This window comes from Cognatiluteimonas sedimenti (assembly GCF_022808325.1).
GTDB lineage: Bacteria > Pseudomonadota > Gammaproteobacteria > Xanthomonadales > Xanthomonadaceae > Cognatiluteimonas > Cognatiluteimonas sedimenti.
In genome coordinates this window covers 86,800-109,446 of the sequence record NZ_JALGCL010000002.1, presented here as the reverse complement: position 1 = coordinate 109,446, position 22,647 = coordinate 86,800, and the positions used below count along the sequence as shown (strand labels likewise).

Below are 22,647 nucleotides of genomic sequence, written 5' to 3'. Positions count from 1 at the left end.
CGCCTCCAGCGGAATCGAGAACAGAAAGGGGAATTCAGGACGGGATCAGCGTGGCCATGACGTGCTCGACGTAGGCCTCGAACTCGTCGTGCGGCAGCCGCGGCTGGTGCAACTGCAGGCTCAGCTGCAGGAAGCCGACGTAGGCCGCGTAGGCCAGGCGCGCGCGATGCCGGGCATCGCTGCGGCTGAGCCCGGCCTGGCGGAACGAGGCGGTCAGGTATTCCAGCCGGCGCGCGGAGACGCGGCCGATCACCGGCTTGACCACCGGGTGGTCCAGCGCCTTGAGCAGCTCGCTGTAGATGATGTGCGAGCGCGCCTCGTGCGCGACCAGGTCGAACAGTGCGCGCAGGCGCTGGCCGGGATCCGGGATCGCCTCGAGCTGGCCGAAGACTTCTTCCTGTTCGACCTTTTCCCAGCGCTCCAGCGCCGCCACCAGCAAGGCCTCGCGCGAGGGAAAGTGCCAGTAGAAGCTGCCCTTGGTAACGCCGAGCCGCCGCGCCAGCGGTTCCACCGCCACCGCGGCCACGCCCTGCTCGGCGATCAGGTCGAGTGCAGCCTGGGCCCAGTCCCCGGCGCTGAGCCGGCCGGTCCCGCGCGCGTGCGGATTGGATCTGGCCGGGGTCGTGGCAGCCGTCATCGGTGGGGGTTGTCCATACGCCATATCGGGTAATAGTACGCGCTAGCCCCGGATCGGGTCAGGGCAATCGCCGCCGCGCCCGTCGATTGACAGTGCCTCGGCCGCCTATCCATACTTGGGCGTATGGTATAGCCCGGGTGCACACTCCGCCAGTCGGATCCGCGCCGCCCGGCGTGCCTCCCTCGATTGGCTGCGGACTGCGGCCAGGGCCTGCTGGAGACCTTTGCATGAGCGTCGCCATTCCCTTCCTCGCCTTCCTGTTCGCCGGCGCGTTCGCCGCCTACCACCGGCTGCGGCTGGCGGTCTGGGCGGCACTCACCGCCTGCCTGCTGCTGGCCTGCTGGCTGCTCGGCGCAAGCCCGGCCGCGACCGCGGTCGCCGCGCTGCTGGTGGCGCTGGTCGCGTTGCCGCTGCTGCTCCCCGGGATCCGCAAGCCCTACATCACCGCGCCGTTGCTCGGCTTCTACACCCGGATCCTGCCGCCGCTGTCGGATACCGAGCGCACCGCGATCGAGTCGGGAACGGTCGGCTTCGAGGGCCAGCTGTTCTCCGGCAAACCGGACTGGAGCCAGTTGCTGTCGCAGCCCAAGCCTGAGCTCACCGCCGAGGAACAGGCCTATCTCGACGGCCCCTGCGAGCAGCTGTGCAGGATGGTCGACGACTGGGACATCACCCACGTGCGCGCAGACCTGCCGCCGGAGATGTGGGAGTTCGTGAAAACGCAGGGCTTCTTCGGCCTGAACATCCCGAAGGAATACGGCGGCCTGGGTTTCTCGGCGCTGATGAACCACAAGGTGATCCAGAAGCTGGCGTCGATCTCGTCCGTGGTCAGCTCCACCGTCGGCGTGCCCAATTCGCTGGGGCCGGCGGAACTGCTGATGCACTACGGCACCGAAGAGCAGAAGCGGCATTACCTGCCGCGCCTGGCCGACGGCACCGACGTCCCGTGCTTCGCGCTGACCGGGCCGTTCGCCGGCTCCGACGCCACCTCGATCCCCGACTACGGGATCGTCGCGATGGGCGAATGGGGTGGTGCGCAGGTACTGGGCATCCGGCTCACGCTCAACAAGCGCTACATCACCCTGGCGCCGGTGGCGACGCTGGTCGGCGTCGCGTTCCGCATGTACGACCCCGACGGGCTGCTCGGCGACAAGCCCGACATCGGCATCTCGCTGGCGCTGGTGCCCGCCGACACGCCGGGGCTGGAGATCGGGCGTCGCCATTTCCCGCTCAATACGCCGTTCCAGAACGGCCCGATCCACGGCGAGGGCGTGTTCGTCCCGCTGTCGCAGCTGATCGGCGGCGAGGACTACGCCGGCCGCGGCTGGCAGATGCTGATGGAATGCCTGTCGATCGGGCGTTCGATCACCCTGCCCTCCACCGCCAGCGGCGGCGCCAAGATGGCCGCGGTGGTGACCGGCGCCTATGCGCGCATCCGCAAGCAGTTCGGCCTCTCGATCGGTCGCTTCGAGGGCGTGCAGGAAGCGCTGTCGCGGATCGCCGGCAAGGCCTATGCGATCAGCGCGCTGTCGCAGGCGACCGCAGCGGCGGTGTCGCGCGGCGAGAACCCGGCGGTGCCGTCGACCATCGCCAAGTACCACTGCACCGAGATGGGCCGCGAAGTGGTCAAGGACGCGATGGACGTCCACGGCGGCAAGGGCATCATCCTAGGGCCGCGCAACTACCTCGGCCGCGGCTGGCAGGCGACCCCGATCAGCATCACCGTCGAGGGCGCGAACATCATGACGCGATCGCTGATGATCTTCGGCCAGGGCGCGATCCTGTGCCATCCGTGGGTGCTGAAGGAGATGAAGGCGGCGCAGCTGGAAGATCCGGCGCAGCGCCTGGAGGAGTTCGACAAGTACCTGTTCCGGCACATCGGCGCGGCGATCTCCAATGCCGTGCGCGCGTTCTGGTACGGCCTCACCTTCGCCAAGGTCGGGCGCGCGCCGGGCGATGCCTACACCCGCCGCTTCTACCGCAAGCTCGACCGTTACTCGGCGACGCTGGCGGTGATGGCCGACACCTCGATGCTGCTGCTCGGCGGCAAGCTCAAGTTCAAGGAGTCGCTGTCCGGGCGCCTGGGCGACGTGCTCAGCCAGCTGTACATCTGCAGCGCCATGCTCAAGCGCTACCAGGACGAAGGTGCGCCCGAGGGCGACCAGCCGCTGCTGGCGTGGGCCGTGCACGACGCGGTCAACAAGATCGAGACCGCGTTGTCGCTGGCGTTGCGCAACTTCCCGATCCGGCCCATGGGCTGGCTGCTGTGGCTGCTGGTGTTCCCGCTCGGCCGTCGCGCCCAGGCCCCGGGCGACCGCCTCAGCCGCCGCGCCGCGGCGCTGCTGATGACGCCGTGCGACGCGCGCGCGCGCCTTGCCGAGGGCGTGTTCCTCACGCCCTGCGCCAACAACCCGGCCGGGCGCATCGACAGCTACCTGCCCAAGGTGGTGCTGGCGGAGCCTGTCGAACGCAAGTTCCTCAAGGCGCTGAAGCACAGCGACATCGAGGCGCTCGAGTTCGCCGGGCAGCTGGAGGAAGGCGTGCGCGAAGGCTGGATCACCGCAGAGGAGCGCGCGCAACTCGAGGAGCTGCGGGCGATGACGCTGGACGCGATCACGGTCGACGACTTCGACCCCGCGGAACTGCGCTCCGCCGGTTACGCCCGCCTGCACGGCACCCCGGGCGCACGCGCGGCCGCGTAACGATGGCGGCGTCGGTGCTGCGGCTGTACAAGCGCATATCGCGCTGGCCTGCCGGCCGCTGGCTGTTCTCGCGGCTGGTGTGCTGGAAGGCGCCGTATTTCTCCAGCATCGCGCCGCGGATCGTGTCGCTGGCACCCGGGCGCGGCGAAGCCACGCTGCGGCACCGGCACGCGGTGAGCAACCACCTCGGGACCGTGCATGCGATCGCGCTGTGCAACCTGGCCGAATTCATCGGCGGGCTGACCTGCGAGGCCAGCATTCCCGCGTCGATGCGCTGGATCCCGAAAGGGATGGCGGTCGAATACCTGAAGAAGGCGGCCGGTCGCATGCATGCGCTGGCCGTGCCCGCGTTCGAGCCGGTGGCCGCCGACGCCGGTTACGCGTTGCCCCTCGACGTCGATGTCGCCAACGATGCCGGCGAGACGGTGTTCCGCGCGCGCATCGACATGTGGGTGTCGCCCAGGCGGGGTTGAGGCCGCCCGGTCTCCCAGCGCCGGGTTCAGTCGCCGAGGATCAGCTCGGCATCGCCGGAGAAGGTCTCCATGCGGATTTCGCCGGCGCCGCTGCCGTAGCTCGCCTCGAAGCTCTTCCCCGGCCCGAACTCCTCCTTGCGGACGTTCGCGCCCGGCGCGTCGAGGTCGCCGCTGAAGCTCTCGCCGCTGACGCGCGCCGACAGCGACCGCGGCAGGCGCAGGCGGATGTCGCCGCTGACGGTTTCGGACTTGACCTGGCCGCCATCGAGCAGGCCGAAGCGCGCCGTGATGTCGCCGGACACGGTGCCGGTCGACAGGCGACGCAGGCGCTTGCCGCGACTGTCGATGGTGACGTCCCCGGACACCGACTCGGCATGTACTTCACCGTCCAGGCGCCCGGCCAGGAGGATGTCGCCGCTGACCGTTTCGGCCGAAGCCTCGCGGCTGTTGAGGGTCAGCCGCAGGTCGCCGCTGACGCTGTTGATGTCGGCGTGCCCGGGCGCGGCGGCGACGACCACGTTGCCGCTGACGGTGTTGAGGTCGAGCTCGCCGGGGGCGACGCCATCGATGTCCATGTCGGCCGAAACCGATTCGATTTCGAGGTCCGCCTGCAGCGGGACCTGCAGCTGCAGGTTGCTGGGCCCGGTCTGGTCGGTGCGCCAGGCGCCGATGTTCTTCGGGTACTGGACGCGGACCAGGAGGTGCCCGGCGTCGCCCTCGACCACCAGTTTTTCCACGCCTTCGCCCAGCGTTCCGGTGACGTGGACTTCATTGCGATCCCAGGCGCGGACCTGGATGCGGCCCTTGAGGTTGTCGATCTCGACCCGGCCGCGCGGATCCAGCGGCCGGGTCTGGTCGATCGGGGTGGCCGCGAACAGCGGCGCACTGGCGACGCCGGCCAGCAGGGCCAGCGTCAGGACGTGGATGGAAGGGCGCATGGGGGTTCTCCGGGAAAATTCGATCGGTCGATTCGCGACGCGGCGAATCAGGTCAGGGCCGCGCGCTGGGTCAACTCCAGGCGCAGTGAATAGGTGCGGCGCAGGCGCTCGAGCAGGAAGCGCGCGTCGGGATCGCGGGCCAGCGCAGTGCGGATCTGCCGCGCGCTGCGATCGAGCTCACGCAATGCGGGCTGCACCGGTTGTGGCGTGCCCGAAGGCGGCGTCGAGGCCTGGAGTTCGCGCAGCGCGGCGCGATATTCGCGGGTCATCGCCTCGGCTTCGCGGTCGATCAGGCCGGCCGATGCCTGCGAGGTCGAATCCTGCTTGGCCACCGGCGACGACGGCGGCTGCAATTGCCACGCCACGCCGAGCGCCAGCACCAGCGAAGCCGCCAGCGCCCATGGCGCGAAGCGTCGTGGCGATGCGCGATGCTTTGCGGCGGGCACCGCGGCGATGCGCGCCGCGATTCCCGGCCACAGGTCGTGTTCCGGCGCCAGTTCGCGGCGCAGGCCCCGCAACTGCAGGCGCAGGCTGGCGTCGAGCGGGGCGTCGTCGCGGGACGGATCGACGTGGTCGTTCATGCGTGTTCTCCCAAGCGTGTGCGCAACAGGCCCCGGGCGCGGTGCAGTTGCGCCTTGGAGCTGCCGACCGCCATGCCCAGCGCGTCGGCGATCTCCTCGTGTTTCCAGCCTTCCACGTCGTACAGCACCAGCACCGCGCGGGCGCGCGGCGGCAAGGTCGCGACGGCGCGTTCCAGGTCCAGCGACAAGGCGGTCGCATGACCCGCCGAATCCGGCGCGCCGAGGCGCTCCAGCGCCTCGTCGTCGCCATCGGCCTGCGGCCGGCTGCGACGCGCGCGCAGCTCCATCAGCGCGGTGTTGACCGCCAGCCGGTGCAGCCAGGTGCCGAACGCGCTCTCGAAGCGGTACGCCGGCAATGCCTGCCAGGCGCGGACGAAGGCCTCCTGCACCAGGTCTTCGGCCCGGGCGCGGTCGAACCCGACCAGCCGCGCGACCACCCCATGCACGCGCGCCGCGTGCCGCCGGTACAGCGCCTCGAAGGCTCCGGTGTCGCCGGCGGCGGCCGAACGCGCCAAGGCCTGGTCGACATCGGCCGCGGACGCGGCAGGGTCGGTATCGGGAAGCCAGTCGGTCACGGTGAGGGTGAGCATATCCAGTCCGATGCCGCCACGCGGCCTCGGGTTTAAGGCGGCGCGGGCGGAAGTGGCCCGGGGGCCATCCGGCGCAAGGTGAGGCGCGAGATCTCCGGCGGGACCCGGAAACGGAACGGCAGGATGCTGGTGCCGATCCCGGGGCTGACGAACAAGCGCCGCCCGCCCTCGACAATTTGCCCGGCCAGGTAATGGGGGCCGCGCATCGACGGACGCCCCGGCAGCAGCCAGACCTGGCCGCCATGGGTGTGCCCGGCGACCACCAGCGATGCGCGCGCCGGCATCCGCGGGAAGATCTCCGGGTTGTGGGTCAGCGCGATCACCGGCGCGGCGTCGCGCACCTGCGCGAAACTGCCGCGGACATCCGGATGCCCTTCCCACAGGTCGCCGATCCCGACCAGCCAGAAGCGACAACCGCGCAAGCTCAGTTCGCGCGCCTGGTTCTCCAGCACCACGATCCCGGCCGATTCCAGCGCGCGCCGGACCTTGCGACCGTTCTTCCACCAGTCGTGGTTGCCCAGCACCGCGTACACCGGCTTGCGCGCCGCCAGTGGCCGCAGGTGCGCGGCAACCACTTCCGGCGCCACGTAACGGCCCAGCAGCACCTTGAGGATCACGTAATCGCCGGCCAGCAGCACCGCGTCGCTGTCGCTGGCCTCGAGGCGGCGGACGACGCGGTCGAGCTTGTCGACGCCGTTGCGCGGCGAGCCGGTGTGCAGGTCGGCGACCACGTCCACGCGCAAGCCGTCGCAACGCGCCGGCCAACGCGGCAACGCCAGCGTGTAATCGCGTTCGACCAGCTGCGCCGGTTCCCAGACGAAACCCCAGGCCAGGAAGGCCAGCAGCAGCGCGGCCAGCAGCCACAGCGCGCGCTGCCCCCAGCGGCGATGGCGACGCGAGCGCTCGGGTATCGCCTGCTCGAGGGCCTGGTCCCTCATGGCACGCGCGATCGCGCCTTCGGTCGCACCCGCGGCGCGGTCATGGCGACGCTTCCGCCCGTGCCCGCCCGGCCATGCCGCGGTCGACCTCTCGCGCAGTGCGCCAGCCGATCGCGCCGGCCGCAAGCGCCGATACCGCGCTGATCGCGGCAAAGGTCGAGACGGTCGCGCCGAGCGCGCGCAGTGCGTTCATGCCCAGCGCGATGGTCACGTCCCCAAAGCGCCACACCGCCGTGTCCACCGCGTTCTGGCCCTTGTAGCGGATGTTGCGCGGCACCCCGGCGAACAGGCTGTGGCGTGCAGGTTCGGCCATGCCGTAGGCCAGGCCGCGACTGACGATCAGCGCGAGCGCCACCGCCGGCATGCCCGCCAGCAGCGGCGCGTGCGGATCGGCGGAAAACACCACCAGCAACAGCATCGCGATGCTGGTGATTGCCCACACCAGGATGGTCGGGCCGGCGCCGTGGCGCGGCAGCAGCCAGCGGGTCAGCGTCAGCTGCACCAGCGCGGTCAGCACGTTGGTGGCGAGGTCGACGTTGGCGGCAAACGCGGTGCGCGCCACCGCATCGGTGAATGCCGCCTTCGAATAGTCGGTGACCAACGCGTAGTTGACCGTGCCGATGCCGTCGGCGAGCAACAGCAGGATCGCCATCGCGCGCATGAACGGCGTGGCGAAGATCTGCTTCAGCCCGTCCCACATGCCGCCGCCGACCGCGGCCTCGTGGCGCGCGTCGTGGCGGCCGGCGCCGTGCCTGCGCGCCCAGCGCCCCAGCAGCACCACGCACGCGACCGCCACGCCGAGCAAACTGGCGGAGACCAGCAGCAGCGGCGCCACGCCGACGACCGTGACCAGGCCGCGGGTCAGCATCGGCCCGGCCACCGCGCCGGCGGTCCCGGCCAGGGCGATCAGCGGGAACAGGCGCCGCGCCTGTTCCACGCTCCAGATGTCGGTCATGAAGATCCAGAACACCGACACGACGAACAGGTTGAACACGCTCACCCAGACGAAGAACAGCACCCCCAGCGCGCGCGGCGACAGCAGCCCCGACTGCGTGAACAGCGGCACGAAGCCGACCAGGCAGGCGATGAACACGAGGTTGAGCAACGGCACCACGACCCGCCGCGGGTAGCGTGACACCAGCGCCCCGAACACCGGCGCCAGCGCCAGCATCGCCACGAAGGTGGCGGCGTAGAACCACGGAAGCTGGGTCGAACCGACCGCCGCCGACAGCTGCTCGCGCACCGGCCGGATCATGTAGTACGCGGCCAGCACGCAGAAGAAATAGGTGAACGACAGCGCCAGCGCGTGCAGTTCGCCGGCATGGACGCGTTTGCGGCTGTCGGCCATCGCCGCTCCACTGTCGCTGCCGGCCCGGCAGCGCGTGCACGTTAGCCGATGGCGGGCGCCGGCCGCCAGCGCGGCGCCGCGTGGCCGAGCAATTGCTCCAGTATCGCGGCATAGTTTGGCTGCAGATCGGCACGCTCCGTGCCGCGGGGCGGTCCGTGTACGACTACATCATCATCGGCGCCGGTTCGGCCGGCTGCGTGCTCGCCAACCGCCTCAGCGAGGATCCGGACTGCAAGGTGCTGCTGCTGGAGGCCGGCGGCCGCGACTGGCACCCCTTCATCCACATGCCCGCGGGCCTGGCCAGGCTGGTTGGGCAGAAGGGCGTCAACTGGGACTACGACACCGCACCGCAACCGCAACTGGACAACCGCACGCTCTGGTGGCCACGCGGCAAGGTGCTGGGCGGCTCGAGTTCGATCAATGCGATGTGCTACATCCGCGGCGTCCCCGCCGACTACGACAGCTGGGCGGCCGCCGGCGCCGACGGCTGGAACTGGGAAGCGGTATTGCCGTACTTCCGCCGCAGCGAAGGCAACACCCGCGTCCTTCGACAAGCTCAGGATGAGCGGGACTGGAAAAAGCTGCACGGCGGCGATGGCCCGCTGACGGTCTCGGACCTGCGCCACGTCAATCCGCTGTCGCGTGCCTTCGTCGAAGCCGGGCAGCAGGCCGGGCTGCGACACAACCCCGATTTCAACGGTCCCGCCCAGGCGGGCGTCGGCCTCTACCAGGTCACCCAGCGCGACGGCGCGCGCTGCTCGGCCGCGGTGGCCTACCTGGACCCGGCGAAACCGCGGCCCAACCTCACCGTGCATACCCGCGCGCTGGCCAGCCGCATCACCTTCGACAAGGCCTCATCTTCCAATCCGCGCGCCAACGGCGTCACCTATTCGATGCTCGGCAAGGCCTTCCACCAGCAGGCTGCGCGCGAGGTCATCGTCTGCGGCGGCGCGATCAATTCGCCGCAACTGTTGATGCTGTCGGGCGTCGGCCCGGCCGCGGAGTTGCGCCGGCACCGGATCGACGTGGTGGTCGACGCCGGCGACGTCGGCCGCAACCTGCAGGACCACCTCGACATCTGCACCCTGCGCCATTGCCCACCCGGCCTGAGCTACGACCGCGCCAGCGAATTGAAGACCGCGTTCGACTGGTTCCTGCGCGGGCATCGCGGCGCCGGCAGCAGCAACATCGCCGAGGCCGGCGGTTTCTTCCGCTCGGCGCTGGCCGCCGACGAGCGCTGCGACATGCAGTTCCACTTCGTGCCGGCGATGCTCGACGACCACGGCCGCCATCGCCTGCCCGGCGACGGCTACACCCTGCACGCCTGCTTCCTGCACCCGCGCAGCCGCGGCCGCATCGCGCTCGCCAGCAACCGTGCCAGCGACAAGGCGCGGATCGAGGCCAACTACCTCGGCGACGCCGAGGGCCACGACCTGCGGATGATGGTTGAATGCGCGAAGGTATCGCGCGAGCTGTTCGCGCAGCCGGCATTCGATGCCTACCGTGGCGCGCCGATCTTCCCCGCGCGCGATGGTCTCACCGACGCCGAACTGGTCGACTTCGTCCGCGCCAAGGCCGAAACCGTGTACCACCCGGTCGGCAGCTGCCGCATGGGCAGCGACGACGCCGCGGTGGTCGACCCGCAGCTGCGCGTGCGCGGCGTCGATGGCCTGCGCGTGGTCGACGCCTCGGTGATGCCCACCCTGCCCACCGGCAACACCAACGCACCGACGATCATGATCGCCGAGCGCGCGGCGGACCTGATCCGCGGCCACGCCCCCCCGGCGTAGTCAAGACAGGCGCCGCGATCGCCAGGGAAGATGCAGGCACCGCCGCGAGAGTGCCGGCGCCCGAAACAACGCGCGCCCGATTGAAGGGAAAGCGCTTCGCCTGCGGAATGGCCGGGCGCGCGGATACGTGCATTCGTCGGGCGCCGGATGCGTTGCGAGTTGCGGGGTGACTCACAAGACAAAGCAGGGCAGCGCTCTTCCGCAGGCCTGCGATCCGACGTCCCGGCGTGGCCGCCAGCCCTTCGGGGCGAAATCAAGGAGGAGGCCGCAGGCCGGGGGACATTCGCCCCGAAGGGGTGGCGGCCACGCCGGGCTGTCAGATCGCGGCGAAGCGCTGCCGGCCGCGCCGGGGCCCGCCAAGCCTCCGCGAAGGCATGCGGCCGAACAATCGTGCGGAAGCCCCTCCCGGGAACCGGGAGTGGGGTCGCAAGAACCACTCGAAGAAGCATCTCCAAGCTCGCGCAGTCGCCGGGCGAAGCGTCGGTCCGACGCCCCGGCATGCCCTCAAAGGAGACCGGGGACCAGCGCCTTCACCCGCGTCTTGTAGTCGGCATACGCCGGCCCGAACTGCTCGCCCAGCCAGCGCTCCTCCAGCCGCAGCTTGAACCAGAACGACGCCGCCACGATCGCCAGCGCCAACAGGCCGCGCAACTCTCCGATCAGCACCGCGGTGCCGAGGAACGCCAGCAGCAGCCCGGTGTAGATCGGATGCCGTACCCAGCGATAGGGGCCGCGCTCGATCAACTCGTGCCCGCGCTTGAGCTGCACCGCGACGCTCCAGTTCTCGCCCAGCACCTGGCGCGCGCGCACCGCGAACGCGATGCCGACCAGCGCCAGCAGGCAGCCCAGCGCCCGCAGCCAGTCGCTTTCGGGCAGCCACCGCAACTTCAGCCAGGCGCCGGCCGCGTCGTACCACTCTCCGGGGCCGAGCAGCGCCCCGGCCGCGATCAGCGGCAGCCAGTACTTGGCGAAACGCAACCCGGGCGATTCGCGTCGCTGCACCGCCTTGGCCTGGCGCGCGTACCACAGCCAGCACAGGGCGAACGCCAGCCAGATGGTCTTGATGATCTTGTCGTACGGCAGGTCCATGGTGGTTCCCCCTCGGGTCCGGCCAAGCATCGCAGCCTTCGCGCACGGCGCGCGTGCCCGAAGTCACGGGGAAGGGGCGATCGCCGGATCAGGAGTGCTCGAGCATCGGCGGCAGCGGACAGTGCAGCACGCCGCAGATCGTGCGCAGCAGTTCCGACTCGGCGACGTTGACGCGGCCGTCGTGGCTGATGGTCGCGGTGATGCCTTCGACCAGCGCCTGCCGGGCCAGCGGATCGAGCGCATCCAGCGGCTCCCACACCGCATCCAGGGCGCGTACGCCTTCGCGCGCCAGGTACGGCAGGTGGTCGCTCGGCAGCACCCGCTGGATGCCGGCCAGGTAGGCGCGCTGCGCGTCGGCCGGATTGCCGTTGCCGGCCTGCGCGACCACGCACAACAACGTGGAGACCTCGCTGCGCACCGCCGACAGCTTGCGGCGACCGAAGGTCGCGTTGCGCCCGGGATCCAGCGACTCGCGCACCTGCACCTGCAGCAGCCGCCCCAGGCAATACTCGAACAGCGATACCTCGCCATCGGCATTGACCACCGCGTGCACGGTGTCCAGGAACGTGTCGAGCTCCGGTCGCGGCCGCAACCGCAGCACCGGGAACGCCAGCGCCGCCAGCGGCAGCCGCAACATCGGGTGCAGCCCGGCCAGCTGCCGCGCATGCAACGCCGTGGCCGCCTCGGCCGCGGCCGCGCCCAGCCGCGCGGAGATCTCGGTGCCCTGGATCCGCGCCAGCGCCGGGTCGTCGGCCAGCAGCAGGCCGAGCAGCAGCGGCATCACCGCGTCGCGGCGCGCGGCGAGCGCGCGCAGCTCGTCGGGAATGCGGGCGACGATCGCATCGGCCCGCCGATAGTCGTCCGCGGCCGGCGTCGCCACCTGCGCCACCACCATCGGCGGCGTCACCGAAAACTGGCTGGCAGCGCCCGGCAGTGCAGCGGCGGTGCCTGCAGTCAGGCCCAGGCGCGCGTCCTCCTCCAGTCCGTCCGGTGGCGACGCCAGCCAGCGCCGCTGCAGTTCGCCGAGCTGGTCGGCGCGGAACTGCGGATCCAGCAGCTGGATCCGCTTGAGCAAGGGTGGATGGGTGGCGAACAGGCCGGAGAAACCGATGCCGTCGCCGAACAGCATGTGGCTGACCTCCTCGGCATCGCCGCGATCGTTGAGCTTCGAGCCTTCGCCGAGGCCACCGATCTTCTTCAGCGCGCCCGCCAGGCCCTGCGTCTGCCGGGTGAACTGCACCGCGCTGGCATCGGCCAGCGACTCGCGCGTGCGGCTCACCCCGGCCTTGATCATGCGCCCGAAGAACAGCCCGATGTAGCCGACCACGAGCGCGACCAGCGCCGCCACCATGATCGCGCCGGCACCCTTGTTGTTGCGCCCGCGAGGCCCGAACTGCAGCACCTTGCGGCCGATGATGCCCAGCATCAGGATACCGAACAGCACGCCGATCAGGCGCACGTTCAGGCGCATGTCGCCGTTGAGGATGTGGCTGAACTCGTGCGCGATCACGCCCTGCAGTTCGTCGCGGTTGAGCCGGTCGAGCGCGCCCCGGGTGACCGCGACCACCGCGTCCGACGGCGTGTAGCCGGCGGCGAAGGCGTTGATCGCCGCCTCGTGCTCGAGCACGTAGACCTTGGGCACCGGTACCCCGGAAGCGATCGCGATCTCCTCGACCACGTTGCGCAGCCGGCGCAGGTTGAAGTCGGCGGTGTCCTCGGGAACGGGCACGCCGCCCAGCTGCAGTGCCACCGGTTCGCCACCGCCACGCAGCGAGGCGATCCGGTACAGCGAACCCAGGCCGATGATGCCCAGCGTCGCGACGGTGGTGAACGCCAGCAGCGCGCCACCCTGCCCGGACGCGCCACCGAACAGCACGTACACCGCGAAATCGACCGCGAGCACGATCCCCAGCACCGCCAGCGCGAACAACACTACCAGCCGCGTGGAGGTGCGGCGCGCGGCGGCCTGGTGTTCGAAGAAGTTCATGGCGTGTGGGTTCCCCTTGCCTGCCTACGGCACAGGGCGACGAGGGGCGGCGCCGACCCGTGCGCCCGCCCGGCGTGGACGGGCATCGATCAGAACTGCACCCTGGGCGCCGCACGCACCGCTGCCTGCTGCGCTTCGGGAATCTCCAGCAGCGCCGCGGGGGCGAAGTTGAACATGCCGGCGACCACGCTCGACGGGAACACTTCGCGCTTGTTGTTGTAGGCCATCACCGAATCGTTGAACGCCTGGCGCGCGAACGCGACCTTGTTCTCGGTCGAGGTCAGTTCCTCGGACACCTGCATCATGTTCTGGCTGGCCTTGAGTTCCGGATAGGCCTCGACCGACACCATCAGGCGTCCAAGCGCGCCGTTCAGCACGCCCTCGGCCTTGCCCAGCTCGGCCATCGCCGCCGGATCGCCGGGGCTGGCCTTGGCCGCCGCCAGCCCGGACATCGCCGCCGCGCGCGCGGCGGTCACCGCCTCGAAGGTCTCGCGCTCGTGCGTCAGGTAGCCCTTGGCGGTCTCGACCAGGTTGGGGATCAGGTCGAACCGGCGTTGCAGCTGCACGTCGATCTGGGCGAAGGCATTCCTGAAGGCATTGCGGGCGGTGACCAGGCCGTTGTAGATAGCCACGGCGAAGAATGCGACGGCGACCACAATTACCAGCAGAATCAGGAGCGTGCCCATCGAAGTTCCCCTTGTTCATGCAAAGTCCGGAGCAGGCGCTATGATCGGCCTGCAGGCGCAGCATACGCAGGGGGCATGCCCGATGAAAGACGACGCGATCCGGCCCGGCTTCCAGGCTCCACGCGACCAGGCCAGCCATCGCTGGCGCACGCCGCGGCTCGCCGCGCTGGCGGTGCTGCTGCCGCTGGCGCTGGGTTCCACCGCACAGACATCGCTGCGCTGGCAGCCGTCGCCACAGGCCACCCGCCTGGCCACCGTGGTCACGCCGTCGCTGCCGGCCGCGCCGGTGTCGCCGCACCAGATCGCCTATGCACCGCCACCGCCGCGCGCGCTGCCGCTGGCCCCGAGCTTCGACGTGCATCGCTTCGAGGCGATGGCGCAGGCGATGGTCGCCGACGGCCGCGTGCCGGGCCTGGCGCTGGCGGTGGTGAAGGATGGCCGCATCGTCAGCGCGCGCGGCTATGGCGTCACCGACGTCGGCCAGCCCGAACCGGTCGACGCGCACACCGTGTTCCGGCTGGCGTCGCTGTCCAAGGCCTTCGCCGGTACCGTCACCGGCATGCTGGTGTCCGAGGGCGCGCTGCGCTGGGACAGCCGCGTCGCCGACTTCATGCCCGACCTGCGCCTGTCGCAACCCGGCGCCGCGCAGCAGCTCACCGTCGCCGAAGTGCTCAGCCAGCGCGTCGGCCTCACCCACAACGCCTACGACCGCGACATCGAGGACGGCGCCGACTATCGCAGCCTGGTGCAGCGGCTCGCCTACGCGCCGATGAAGTGCGCGCCCGGCCAGTGCTACGCCTACCAGAACGTCGCCTTCAGCCTGATCGGCGACGTGGTGTTCGCCGCCACCGGGCGCTTCTTCAGCGAAACCGTCGCGCGCCGCATCTTCAAGCCGCTGGGCATGGACGACGCCAGCTACGGCCTGGAAGGCATCGAGAACAGCCCGCGCTGGGCGCGCCCGCACGTGCGCGGCGGCAGGGGATGGGTGGCGCTGACCCCGAAGCCGACCTACTACCGCGTCGCCCCCGCCGCCGGCGTCAACGCCAGCATCAGCGACATGGCGCAATGGCTGGTCGCGCAAACCGGGCACCGTCCCGACGTGCTGCCCGAATCGCTGCTGGCCACGCTGCACGCGCCGGTGATCGACACGCCGACCGAAATGCGCGGCTCCTCGTGGCGGCGCGAACGCCTCGGCGCGGCCGGCTACGGCATCGGCTGGCGCGTGTACGACTACGCCGGCCACCGGGTGGTGTTCCATGGCGGCGCGGTGCAGGGCTATCGCGCCTCGATCGCGCTGGTGCCCGAGCGCGACCTCGGCGTGGTGATCCTCTGGAACAGCACCAGCGGCGTCCCGAGCGGACTGATGCCGACCATCCTCGACAGCGCGATCGGGCTGCCGTCCGGCGACTGGCTGGACCTGGACGAGGACGAGGTCGACCTGCTGTATGCGCAGCAGCGCCCGGCGCAGGCGACGCCGTCGCAGGCCGGCAGCGAGGCTTCGACCTCGCGCGCGAAGCCGGAATAACGCTTCCGCACCGTCGGCAGGCGGACGCCCGACGCCCGACGCCCGACGCCGCAAAGGAACCATCCTTTCCTTCTCCCGCAAAGCGGGAGAAGGTGCCGCGTAGCGGCGGATGAGGGCGCTTCACCCACACCAGAACAAAGACCTTTCCGATTCCCGGCGTGTCTTCGCGAACGCACCATTGCCTGATCACGGCAACGGGCGCACGACCATGCGGAGAGGCCAGGACTGCAATCGCGCACGCATCCTGCGGCGTCGCCAGACCAATGCCGAACGCCGCCTATGGCACCTGCTGCGCGATCGCCGGCTGGAAGGATTCAAGTTTCGTCGACAGCAATCCATCGGCCCGTATTTCGCCGACTTCGCCTGCATCGACCGCCGGCTGGTCATCGAAGCGGACGGTGGACAGCATTTGGATCAGGCGGGTTACGACCGGACGAGGACGACCTACCTGGAATCGCGCGGGTATCGGGTGTTGAGGTTCTGGAACCACCAGGTGCTGCGGGCGCAGGAGGAAGTGCTCGAGGAGGTCCTGCGGGCCCTGCGGCTGACTGACGTACTGCCCTCATCCGCCCCTTCGGGGCACCTTCTCCCGCCTGGCGGGAGAAGGAAAGACCGGCGCGTGCGGCCGATGTTTCGGGGACGCGGCGCGGCCGCCGTTGCGGGGACGCGGCGCGGCGGGCGGAAGGCGACATTGGCCCATAAAAAAACTCCCCCTCCGCCTGGGCGTGCGGAGAGGGAGTCTCGATGACGGCTAATCGGGTCTTGCTTACATCATCGGTGCGGGAGCGGAGGGCATTGCCACCGGGGCAGCCTTTCGCTTCGCAGGACGCTTGGCCTTCTTCGCGGCCTTCTTGGCGGTCTTCTTGGCAGGACGCTTCGCCGCCTTCTTGGCGGTCTTCTTCGCGGCCTTCTTCGCCGGACGGCGCTTGGCCGCGGCCTTCTTCGCCGGACGCTTGGCGGCCTTGCGGGCCGTCTTCTTCGCGGTCTTCTTGGCAGCCTTCTTGGCCGGACGACGCTTGGCGGCGGTCTTGCGGGTCGCCTTCTTCGCGGTCTTCCTGGCGGCCTTCTTGGCCGGACGACGCTTGGCGGCAGTCTTGCGGACGGCCTTCTTCGCGGTCTTCTTGGTGGCCTTGCGCGCGGTCTTCTTGGCGGCCTTGCGCACGGTCTTCTTCGCAGCCTTCTTCGCCGCCGGTTTACGGGCGGCCTTCTTCGTCGCCTTCTTGGCGGACTTCTTCGCAGCTTTCTTCATGGCCATGGGATGGCTCCTCGTCAGTTGACTTACAGGTACTGCAGCCCAGTACGAAACGACATCGCGGGAGTCGGACCCGCGATCAACCGCCGGCGCGCAAGGCGCACCGGAACGGATCTTGCTGGCGAGCCCGCGCCTGGAAGCGCCGGCTCCTGCGGACGGATCCGCACCAAGGGGATGCCGGCGCGCGCCTGCCGGCAATAAAAAACCCGCGTCGCGAGGCGATGCAGGTCGGCGTGTTCGGGGTTGGAATCTGTTTTCGCGGAGGAGACGGTGCCCGCGTCCACCTTCGAGACTGCCGGGGCGGAGGGCTGCGTTGTGCTGCTCGTTGTCTTGGTTGCTCGACTCACTCTCGTCCGCAGGTCACGTCTGCTGGGGCGAAACCTAATCACGGTTTTTTCAACTGTCAACAACCTGTCGCAAAAAAATCCTGCCCGGCGGCCGCGGCCGCCGTCGCCGCTCGGGGCGCGGCGAGCGCGCGACAGCGGCGACACGTGCGACGACGATCGCCGGCCGACGACGCAACACGAATCGCGTCGTGCAAAAAATGCCGCGTTTTATGCGGTTTGTGCATGCGCGTCGCAACGACGGCGGCGCAACCGGCGCTGTTGCACGGATGCTGCACGCGACGTCGCCGGCGGCGTCGACAGGCGCTGAACCGACGCGCATCGGGCGACCGCGGCCGAAGCACCGGTTGCGCGTCGCAACAGCCCGAATGCGCCAAAGTGCGCAAGAATTCCGGCGCCCGCGCGGTTCCCGCGAACGCCGTTCGAAGCCGTCGCGACGGCGCTGCAACCCGTGTCTTCGCCCTCGCGAAACAACTCTTCGCATCCGCGCGGTGTGCCGCGAACACAACCGCGCGTCCCCCGCCGGCGCACCTGGTCCACAGCGCCGGGCAAGCGTGCGACCCCCGGAAACGAATCCGGCCGCACATGGCGGCCGGAGCGGAACGACGCTGCGCGCGAACGCGTCAGTGGTCTTCTTCCTCGAGCAGTTCGGCGTAGGCGTCCGGGTCCAGCAACTCGTTCAGCTGGTCCGGTTCCTCGGCTTCGACCACGAACAGCCAGCCGTCGCCGTAGGCGTCTTCGTTGATCGTCTCGGGCTTGTCCGACAGCGCGCTGTTGACCTCGACCACGGTGCCGGTGACCGGGCTGTACACGTCCGACGCCGCTTTCACCGACTCGACCACGGCGCTGGCGTTGCCGGCTTCGACGCGGTCGCCGACGCTCGGCAGTTCGACATAGACCAAGTCGCCGAGCAGGCCCTGCGCATGGTCGGAGATGCCGATGGTGACCTTGCCGTCGCCTTCGACGCGGGCCCACTCGTGGGACTTCAGGAACTTCAGGTCGCCGGGGATCTCGCTCATCGTGTGCTCCGGGGGTACGGGTCGGTCGGACCGTCGTGGTAGGGATCGTAGTTTAGCCAAGCCGGGGGCGGGAAAATCAAATGCCGTCCTGCGGCTTGCCGTCGCGCACGAACGGGAACCGCACCACGCGCACCGGCACTTCCTTGCCGCGGATGTCCACGCGTACCTGCCCGCCCGCGCCCATGGCGATGTCGCCGGCCGGCACCCGCGCGAACGCGATCGCCTTGCCCAGCGTCGGCGAGAACGTGCCCGAGAGGATCTCGCCGTCGCCGTGCGGCGTGAGCACGCGCTGGCCATGGCGCAGCACGCCCTTGTCGTCCATCACCAGCCCGATCAGCTGGCGCGGCACGCCCGCGTCCTTCTGCGCCTGCAGCACGTCGCGGCCGATGAAGTCGCGCGGCTTGCCGTCCGCGCCGTCGTCCAGCGCCACGGTCCACGCCAGGCCCGCCTCGTACGGCGTCACCGTCTCGTCCATGTCCTGGCCGTAGAGGTTCATGCCCGCTTCCAGCCGCAGCGTGTCGCGCGCACCCAGGCCCGCGGGCTTGACCCCGGCCGCGAGCAGCGCATCCCACAGCGCGACCGCGCGCTCCCCGGGCACCACGATCTCGAAACCGTCCTCGCCGGTGTAGCCGGTGCGGGCGATGAACAGCGCGCCGCCGTCGGCGGCCTTCACTTGCGCGGCAGCGAACTTGCCGAGCTTGCCGGCGACCCTGGCGCCGTCGGCATCGAGCAGGCCGAGCACGCGTTCGCGCGCGCCCGGGCCCTGCACCGCGATCATGCTGAAGTCGCGGCGCTCGGTGACGGCCACCGCGAACGCCTGCGCCTGCGCGTTGATCCACGCCAGGTCCTTGTCGCGGGTGGCGGCGTTGACCACCAGCCGGAAGAAATCGTCGGCCAGGTAATAGATGATCAGGTCGTCGATCACCCCACCCTGCGCATTCAGCATGCAGGTGTACAGGGCCTTGCCCGGCTTCTGCAGCTTGTCCACCGAGTTGGCGACGAGGTGGCGCAGGAACTCGCGCACGCGCGCGCCCTCGAGGTCGACCACGGTCATGTGCGAGACGTCGAACATGCCGGCGTCGCGCCGCACCTGGTGGTGTTCCTCGACCTGCGAGCCGTAATGCAGCGGCATGTCCCAGCCGCCGAAGTCGACCATCTTGGCGCCCAGGGCGCGATGGGCGTCGTTGAGGATGGTCTTCTGGGTCATCGCGGTGGCTCGGGCGTGGGGAGACGGCGATTATCCCGCGCCACGGCCAATCCTGCTCGTGCCCACGGCGCCTGCGCCGCGCGCGCGCGCCTCAGGCCGGTTCCACCTGCAACAGCATGTCCTCGGCCCCGGTGATGCGCACCGCGGTGCCGACCGGCAGGTCGGGGCCGCTGACGTCCCAGTACGCGTCGGCGATCTGCACGCGGCCGCGGCCGTTGACGATCGCCGCCTGCAGCGGCACCACGCGGCCGACCAGCGCGACGGCGCGCCGGTTCAGCGCCGGCTGGTCGCTGGCCGGTTCGCGTCCGCGGAACCAGCGCCGGTAGACCTGGATCGAGACGAAGCTCAGCACCACGAAGGCGCCGACCTGCAGCAGCAGCGGGATCCCGGGCACGATCCATACCGCCAGGAACACCACCGCCGCGGCCAGCCCCAGCCACAGCATGAACGCCCCCGGCGCCAGCGCTTCCGCCGCGAACAGCAGCAGCGCGACCGCGGCCCACGCGAACACGTCCCAGCGCATGGCTCAGCCTCCGGCGCGCGGCGCCGGCGCGATCACGGCGCGGCCCGGTTGCTGGTGCAGCGCTTCCTTGGCCAGTTCGGCGATGCCGCCGAGCGAACCGATCACGCCGGCCGATTCCATCGGCATCATCACGAACTTCTGGTTCGGCGCCTCGGCCAGCGCCTTGAACGCCTCGATGTACTTCTGCGCCACGAAGTAGTTGATCGCCTGCACGTTGCCGCCGGCGATCGCATCGGACACCGCCTTGGTCGCCGCCGCCTCGGCCTCGGCCAGGCGCTCGCGCGCCTCGGCCTGGCGGAATGCGGCCTCCTTGTCGCCCTCGGCTTCCAGGATCGTCGACTGCTTTTCGCCCTCGGCCTTGAGGATCGCCGCCTGGCGGAAGCCCTCGGCCTCGAGGATGTTGGCGCGCTTCTCGCGCTCGGCCTTCATCTGCCGCGCCATCGCCTCGACCAGGTCGCGCGGCGGCGCGATGTCCTTGAGCTCGATGCGGTTGACCTTGATGCCCCAGGGATGCGTCGCCTGGTCGACCGCCACCAGCACCTTGGCGTTGATCTCGTCGCGCTTGGACAGCGACTCGTCCAGGTCCATCGAGCCTATCGCGGTGCGGATGTTGGTCATCACCAGGTTGAGGATCGCGATCTCCAGGGTGGCCACTTCATACGCCGCCTTGGCCGCGTCCAGCACCTGGAAGAAGACGATGCCGTCGACCTTGACCACGGCGTTGTCCTTGGTGATGACGTCCTGCGACGGCACCTCCAGCACCTGCTCCATCATGTTCACCTTGCGCCCGATCCCGTACACGATCGGCACCAGGAAATGCAGGCCCGGGCTCAGGGTCTCGGTGTAGCGGCCGAAGCGCTCCACCGTCCACTCCCAGCCCTGCGGCACCATGCGCACGGTCTTGAACAGGATGATGACGCCTGCGACCAGCAGGACGATGGCGAGCAGCGATACGGACATTGCGGACCCCTCGTAGGAGCGCCCCCCGGGCGCAGTCCCATCATACGGCGCCGGGCTTGCGGAAAGCGGTTCGAGCGTCGCGCCTCTCAGGCGGTCGCCGCCTCCACGCGTTTCCAGGCGTTCTCGTCCAGGCGTTCGCCCAGCGTCAGCGCCTCCATGTTCTGCAGCAGCTGTTCGGTGCGCGAGGCGCCGAGCAGCACCGTGGACACATGCGGGTTGCGCAGGCACCAGGCGATCGCCAGCGGCGCCGGCGCCACCCCGAGGTCGCGCGCCAGCAGCGTGAACCGGCGCGCGCGCTCCACCCGGCGCTCTTTCGCCTCGCCCAGCACCATGCGCTGCAGCCAGCCGTACCCTTCCTGCCCGAGCCGCGTCTCCGGCGGCACGCCGTGGTTGTACTTGCCGGTGAGCAGGCCCGACGCGAGCGGCGACCAGGTGGTGGTGCCCATGCCGAACTCGGCGTACAGCGGCGCGTATTCCAGTTCGACCCGCTCGCGGTGCATCAGGTTGTATTGCGGCTGCTCCATCGTCGGCGGTTCCAGGTGTCGCAGGCGCGCGATCTTGTGCGCCTCGCGGATCTGCTGCGCCGACCATTCCGACGTGCCCCAGTACAGCACCTTGCCCTGGCGCACCAGGCCGTCCATCGCGCGCACGGTTTCCTCGATCGGGGTGTCCGGATCGGGACGGTGGCAGTAGTACAGGTCGAGGTAGTCCACGCGCAGGCGCTTCAATGCAGCGTGGCAGGCATCGACCACGTGCTTGCGCGACAGCCCCTTCTGCGTCGGCCCCGGCTCCTTCGCGGCGCCGAAGAACACCTTGCTCGACACGCAATAGCCGTCGCGCGGCAGGCGCAGGTCCGCCAGCACGTCGCCCATCACGCGCTCGGCTTCGCCATTGGCGTAGGCCTCGGCGTTGTCGAAGAAGTTGATGCCGTGGTCCCAGGCCGCCGCGACCATCTCGCGGGCCGCGCCACGCCCGACCTGGTTGCCGAAGGTCACCCAGGCGCCGAACGACAGCACCGACAGTTGCAGGCCGGAGGATCCGAGGCGGCGGTATTGCATGGGGGGTACCTGCACGGGGCGGTCCATCATCGTAACGGGTGATCGCGGCCGATAGGCCCGTGCAAAACGCGAAGGGCCGCACAATGCGGCCCTTCGCGACACCCCAGTGGCGGCGCGCCTACTTCGCCAGCCGCTTCGCGATCGCCGCGCCGAGGTCGCCGGGCGACTTCACGGTGGTGACGCCGGCCTTCTCCATCGCCGCGAACTTGCCTTCCGCGGTACCGGCGCCGCCCGACGCGATCGCGCCGGCGTGGCCCATGCGCTTGCCCTTGGGCGCCGAGGCGCCGGCGATGAAGCCGACCACCGGCTTGGTGACGTATTCGCTGATGAACTCCGCCGCTTCCTCTTCCGCGGAACCGCCGATCTCGCCGACCATGATGATGCCCTCGGTCTGCGGGTCGTCCTGGAACAGCTTCAGGCAGTCGATGAAGTTCAGGCCGTTGATCGGGTCGCCGCCGATGCCGATCACCGTCGACTGGCCCAGGCCGGCGTCGGTGGTCTGCTTCACGGCTTCATAGGTCAGCGTGCCCGAGCGCGAGACGATCGCGACCTTGCCCGGCATGTGGATGTGCCCCGGCATGATCCCGATCTTGCACTCGCCGGGGGTGATGATGCCCGGGCAGTTCGGCCCGACCAGCACCACGTCCTCGTAGCCCTTCAGCGTGTTCTTGACCCGCAGCATGTCCAGCACCGGGATGCCCTCGGTGATGGCGACGATCACCTTGATGCCGGCGTCGGCCGCTTCCAGGATCGCGTCGGCCGCGTACGGCGGCGGCACGTAGATGACGGAGGCGTCGGCGCCGGTCTCGGCGACCGCGTCGGCGACGGTGTCGAACACCGGCAGGCCCAGGTGCTCGCTGCCGCCCTTGCCCGGGGTCACGCCGCCGACGACCTTGGTGCCGTAGTCGAGCATCTGCTCGGCGTGGAAGGTGCCCTGGGTGCCGGTGAAGCCCTGGACGATGACCTTGGTGTTCTTGTTGACCAAAACGGACATTTCTTG

Annotated in this window: 20 protein-coding genes and 1 pseudogene; 5 read left to right on the top strand and 16 right to left on the bottom strand. The window is 69.9% G+C overall.

The annotated features are described in order from the left end of the window. Positions 1-34: 34 nt before the first annotated feature. Positions 35-637 (bottom strand): TetR/AcrR family transcriptional regulator, encoded by a 603-nt coding sequence (locus tag MQC88_RS07190; RefSeq protein WP_243320553.1) that lies wholly within the window; start codon positions 635-637, stop codon positions 35-37. Between the two features lie 227 nt (positions 638-864). Here MQC88_RS07190 and MQC88_RS07185 point away from each other — a divergent pair, with 227 nt between their 5' ends. Both MQC88_RS07185 and MQC88_RS07180 read left to right on the top strand, forming a co-directional pair. Continuing rightward, on the top strand, positions 865-3,339 hold the full coding sequence (locus MQC88_RS07185; RefSeq protein ID WP_243320552.1) for an acyl-CoA dehydrogenase: 2,475 nt from the start codon (positions 865-867) through the stop codon (positions 3,337-3,339). Between the two features lie 2 nt (positions 3,340-3,341). Next, a complete protein-coding gene (locus tag MQC88_RS07180) occupies positions 3,342-3,812 on the top strand; it encodes a hotdog fold domain-containing protein (protein WP_243320550.1) in 471 nt (156 codons plus the stop codon). A 26-nt stretch (positions 3,813-3,838) separates the two neighbouring features. On the opposite strand, the gene MQC88_RS07175 is transcribed toward MQC88_RS07180, so the two are convergent. Genes MQC88_RS07175 through MQC88_RS07155 form a run of 5 tightly spaced genes read right to left on the bottom strand, consistent with a single transcriptional unit; the run spans position 3,839 to position 8,207 of the window. Beyond that, positions 3,839-4,750 (bottom strand): DUF4097 family beta strand repeat-containing protein, encoded by a 912-nt coding sequence (locus MQC88_RS07175; RefSeq protein WP_243320548.1) that lies wholly within the window; start codon positions 4,748-4,750, stop codon positions 3,839-3,841. A 47-nt stretch (positions 4,751-4,797) separates the two neighbouring features. Further along, positions 4,798-5,331 (bottom strand): hypothetical protein, encoded by a 534-nt coding sequence (locus MQC88_RS07170; RefSeq protein WP_243320546.1) that lies wholly within the window; start codon positions 5,329-5,331, stop codon positions 4,798-4,800. Continuing rightward, positions 5,328-5,921, bottom strand: coding sequence for an RNA polymerase sigma factor (locus MQC88_RS07165; protein ID WP_243320544.1), 594 nt, complete (start codon positions 5,919-5,921; stop codon positions 5,328-5,330). The genes MQC88_RS07170 and MQC88_RS07165 overlap by 4 nt, the downstream gene beginning before the upstream one ends. A gap of 32 nt (positions 5,922-5,953) precedes the next feature. Further along, complete coding sequence (locus MQC88_RS07160; protein WP_243320542.1) at positions 5,954-6,859, bottom strand: metallophosphoesterase; 906 nt, start codon at positions 6,857-6,859, stop codon at positions 5,954-5,956. Positions 6,860-6,899: 40 nt separating this feature from the next. Beyond that, positions 6,900-8,207, bottom strand: a complete 1,308-nt coding sequence (locus tag MQC88_RS07155; protein ID WP_243320541.1) for an NTP/NDP exchange transporter — start codon at positions 8,205-8,207, stop codon at positions 6,900-6,902. Positions 8,208-8,362: 155 nt separating this feature from the next. Here MQC88_RS07155 and MQC88_RS07150 point away from each other — a divergent pair, with 155 nt between their 5' ends. Next, positions 8,363-9,997 carry a GMC family oxidoreductase gene (locus MQC88_RS07150; RefSeq protein ID WP_243320539.1) on the top strand — a complete coding sequence of 545 codons (1,635 nt, stop codon included), beginning with the start codon at positions 8,363-8,365 and terminating at the stop codon, positions 9,995-9,997. A gap of 504 nt (positions 9,998-10,501) precedes the next feature. On the opposite strand, the gene MQC88_RS07145 is transcribed toward MQC88_RS07150, so the two are convergent. From MQC88_RS07145 to MQC88_RS07135, 3 genes are all read right to left on the bottom strand, one after another. Then, the gene (locus tag MQC88_RS07145; RefSeq protein WP_243320537.1) at positions 10,502-11,086 is read right to left on the bottom strand and encodes a methyltransferase family protein; all 585 of its coding nucleotides are present in this window, start codon (positions 11,084-11,086) and stop codon (positions 10,502-10,504) included. Positions 11,087-11,174: 88 nt separating this feature from the next. Further along, the gene (locus MQC88_RS07140; protein ID WP_243320535.1) at positions 11,175-13,073 is read right to left on the bottom strand and encodes a M48 family metallopeptidase; all 1,899 of its coding nucleotides are present in this window, start codon (positions 13,071-13,073) and stop codon (positions 11,175-11,177) included. Positions 13,074-13,162: 89 nt separating this feature from the next. Continuing rightward, positions 13,163-13,759, bottom strand: coding sequence for a LemA family protein (locus MQC88_RS07135; RefSeq protein ID WP_243320532.1), 597 nt, complete (start codon positions 13,757-13,759; stop codon positions 13,163-13,165). Between the two features lie 82 nt (positions 13,760-13,841). On the opposite strand from MQC88_RS07135, the gene MQC88_RS07130 reads away from it, so the two are divergent. Continuing rightward, positions 13,842-15,284, top strand: coding sequence for a serine hydrolase domain-containing protein (locus tag MQC88_RS07130; protein ID WP_425491600.1), 1,443 nt, complete (start codon positions 13,842-13,844; stop codon positions 15,282-15,284). A gap of 208 nt (positions 15,285-15,492) precedes the next feature. Then, positions 15,493-15,864, top strand: a pseudogene (locus MQC88_RS13125) (endonuclease domain-containing protein); the annotation flags it as partial. 186 nt (positions 15,865-16,050) lie between these two features. Here the strand turns inward: MQC88_RS13125 and MQC88_RS07120 are convergent. The 7 genes from MQC88_RS07120 to sucD all read right to left on the bottom strand — a co-directional run bounded on the left by MQC88_RS07120 (position 16,051) and on the right by sucD (position 22,641). Then, entirely contained in the window at positions 16,051-16,734 is a 684-nt protein-coding gene (locus tag MQC88_RS07120; protein ID WP_243320530.1) for a hypothetical protein, read from the bottom strand. Positions 16,735-17,503: 769 nt separating this feature from the next. Further along, positions 17,504-17,899 carry a glycine cleavage system protein GcvH gene (gene gcvH / locus MQC88_RS07115; RefSeq protein WP_243320528.1) on the bottom strand — a complete coding sequence of 132 codons (396 nt, stop codon included), beginning with the start codon at positions 17,897-17,899 and terminating at the stop codon, positions 17,504-17,506. 76 nt (positions 17,900-17,975) lie between these two features. After that, complete coding sequence (gene gcvT, locus MQC88_RS07110; protein ID WP_243320526.1) at positions 17,976-19,106, bottom strand: glycine cleavage system aminomethyltransferase GcvT; 1,131 nt, start codon at positions 19,104-19,106, stop codon at positions 17,976-17,978. 91 nt (positions 19,107-19,197) lie between these two features. Further along, complete coding sequence (locus tag MQC88_RS07105) at positions 19,198-19,629, bottom strand: NfeD family protein (RefSeq protein ID WP_243320523.1); 432 nt, start codon at positions 19,627-19,629, stop codon at positions 19,198-19,200. A gap of 3 nt (positions 19,630-19,632) precedes the next feature. Continuing rightward, entirely contained in the window at positions 19,633-20,589 is a 957-nt protein-coding gene (locus tag MQC88_RS07100) for an SPFH domain-containing protein (RefSeq protein WP_243320521.1), read from the bottom strand. An 86-nt stretch (positions 20,590-20,675) separates the two neighbouring features. Beyond that, positions 20,676-21,647 carry a potassium channel beta subunit family protein gene (locus MQC88_RS07095; protein ID WP_243320519.1) on the bottom strand — a complete coding sequence of 324 codons (972 nt, stop codon included), beginning with the start codon at positions 21,645-21,647 and terminating at the stop codon, positions 20,676-20,678. 118 nt (positions 21,648-21,765) lie between these two features. Next, positions 21,766-22,641, bottom strand: a complete 876-nt coding sequence (sucD, locus tag MQC88_RS07090) for a succinate--CoA ligase subunit alpha (protein ID WP_243320516.1) — start codon at positions 22,639-22,641, stop codon at positions 21,766-21,768. Positions 22,642-22,647 lie beyond the last annotated feature (6 nt).

Bases quoted from the DNA above. Each gene is read 5' to 3' on its own strand.
- MQC88_RS07165 (WP_243320544.1), bottom strand. From the start codon at position 5,921: ATGCTCACCCTCACCGTGACCGACTGGCTTCCCGATACCGACCCTGCC.
- MQC88_RS07105 (WP_243320523.1), bottom strand. From the start codon at position 19,629: ATGCGCTGGGACGTGTTCGCGTGGGCCGCGGTCGCGCTGCTGCTGTTC.
- MQC88_RS07095 (WP_243320519.1), bottom strand. From the start codon at position 21,647: ATGCAATACCGCCGCCTCGGATCCTCCGGCCTGCAACTGTCGGTGCTG.
- MQC88_RS07135 (WP_243320532.1), bottom strand. From the start codon at position 13,759: ATGGGCACGCTCCTGATTCTGCTGGTAATTGTGGTCGCCGTCGCATTC.
- gcvT (WP_243320526.1), bottom strand. From the start codon at position 19,106: ATGACCCAGAAGACCATCCTCAACGACGCCCATCGCGCCCTGGGCGCC.
- MQC88_RS07130 (WP_425491600.1), top strand. From the start codon at position 13,842: ATGAAAGACGACGCGATCCGGCCCGGCTTCCAGGCTCCACGCGACCAG.
- MQC88_RS07190 (WP_243320553.1), bottom strand. From the start codon at position 637: ATGACGGCTGCCACGACCCCGGCCAGATCCAATCCGCACGCGCGCGGG.
- gcvH (WP_243320528.1), bottom strand. From the start codon at position 17,899: ATGAGCGAGATCCCCGGCGACCTGAAGTTCCTGAAGTCCCACGAGTGG.
- MQC88_RS07100 (WP_243320521.1), bottom strand. From the start codon at position 20,589: ATGTCCGTATCGCTGCTCGCCATCGTCCTGCTGGTCGCAGGCGTCATC.
- MQC88_RS07140 (WP_243320535.1), bottom strand. From the start codon at position 13,073: ATGAACTTCTTCGAACACCAGGCCGCCGCGCGCCGCACCTCCACGCGG.
- MQC88_RS07180 (WP_243320550.1), top strand. From the start codon at position 3,342: ATGGCGGCGTCGGTGCTGCGGCTGTACAAGCGCATATCGCGCTGGCCT.
- MQC88_RS07185 (WP_243320552.1), top strand. From the start codon at position 865: ATGAGCGTCGCCATTCCCTTCCTCGCCTTCCTGTTCGCCGGCGCGTTC.
- MQC88_RS07155 (WP_243320541.1), bottom strand. From the start codon at position 8,207: ATGGCCGACAGCCGCAAACGCGTCCATGCCGGCGAACTGCACGCGCTG.
- MQC88_RS07145 (WP_243320537.1), bottom strand. From the start codon at position 11,086: ATGGACCTGCCGTACGACAAGATCATCAAGACCATCTGGCTGGCGTTC.
- sucD (WP_243320516.1), bottom strand. From the start codon at position 22,641: ATGTCCGTTTTGGTCAACAAGAACACCAAGGTCATCGTCCAGGGCTTC.
- MQC88_RS07170 (WP_243320546.1), bottom strand. From the start codon at position 5,331: ATGAACGACCACGTCGATCCGTCCCGCGACGACGCCCCGCTCGACGCC.
- MQC88_RS07160 (WP_243320542.1), bottom strand. From the start codon at position 6,859: ATGAGGGACCAGGCCCTCGAGCAGGCGATACCCGAGCGCTCGCGTCGC.
- MQC88_RS07175 (WP_243320548.1), bottom strand. From the start codon at position 4,750: ATGCGCCCTTCCATCCACGTCCTGACGCTGGCCCTGCTGGCCGGCGTC.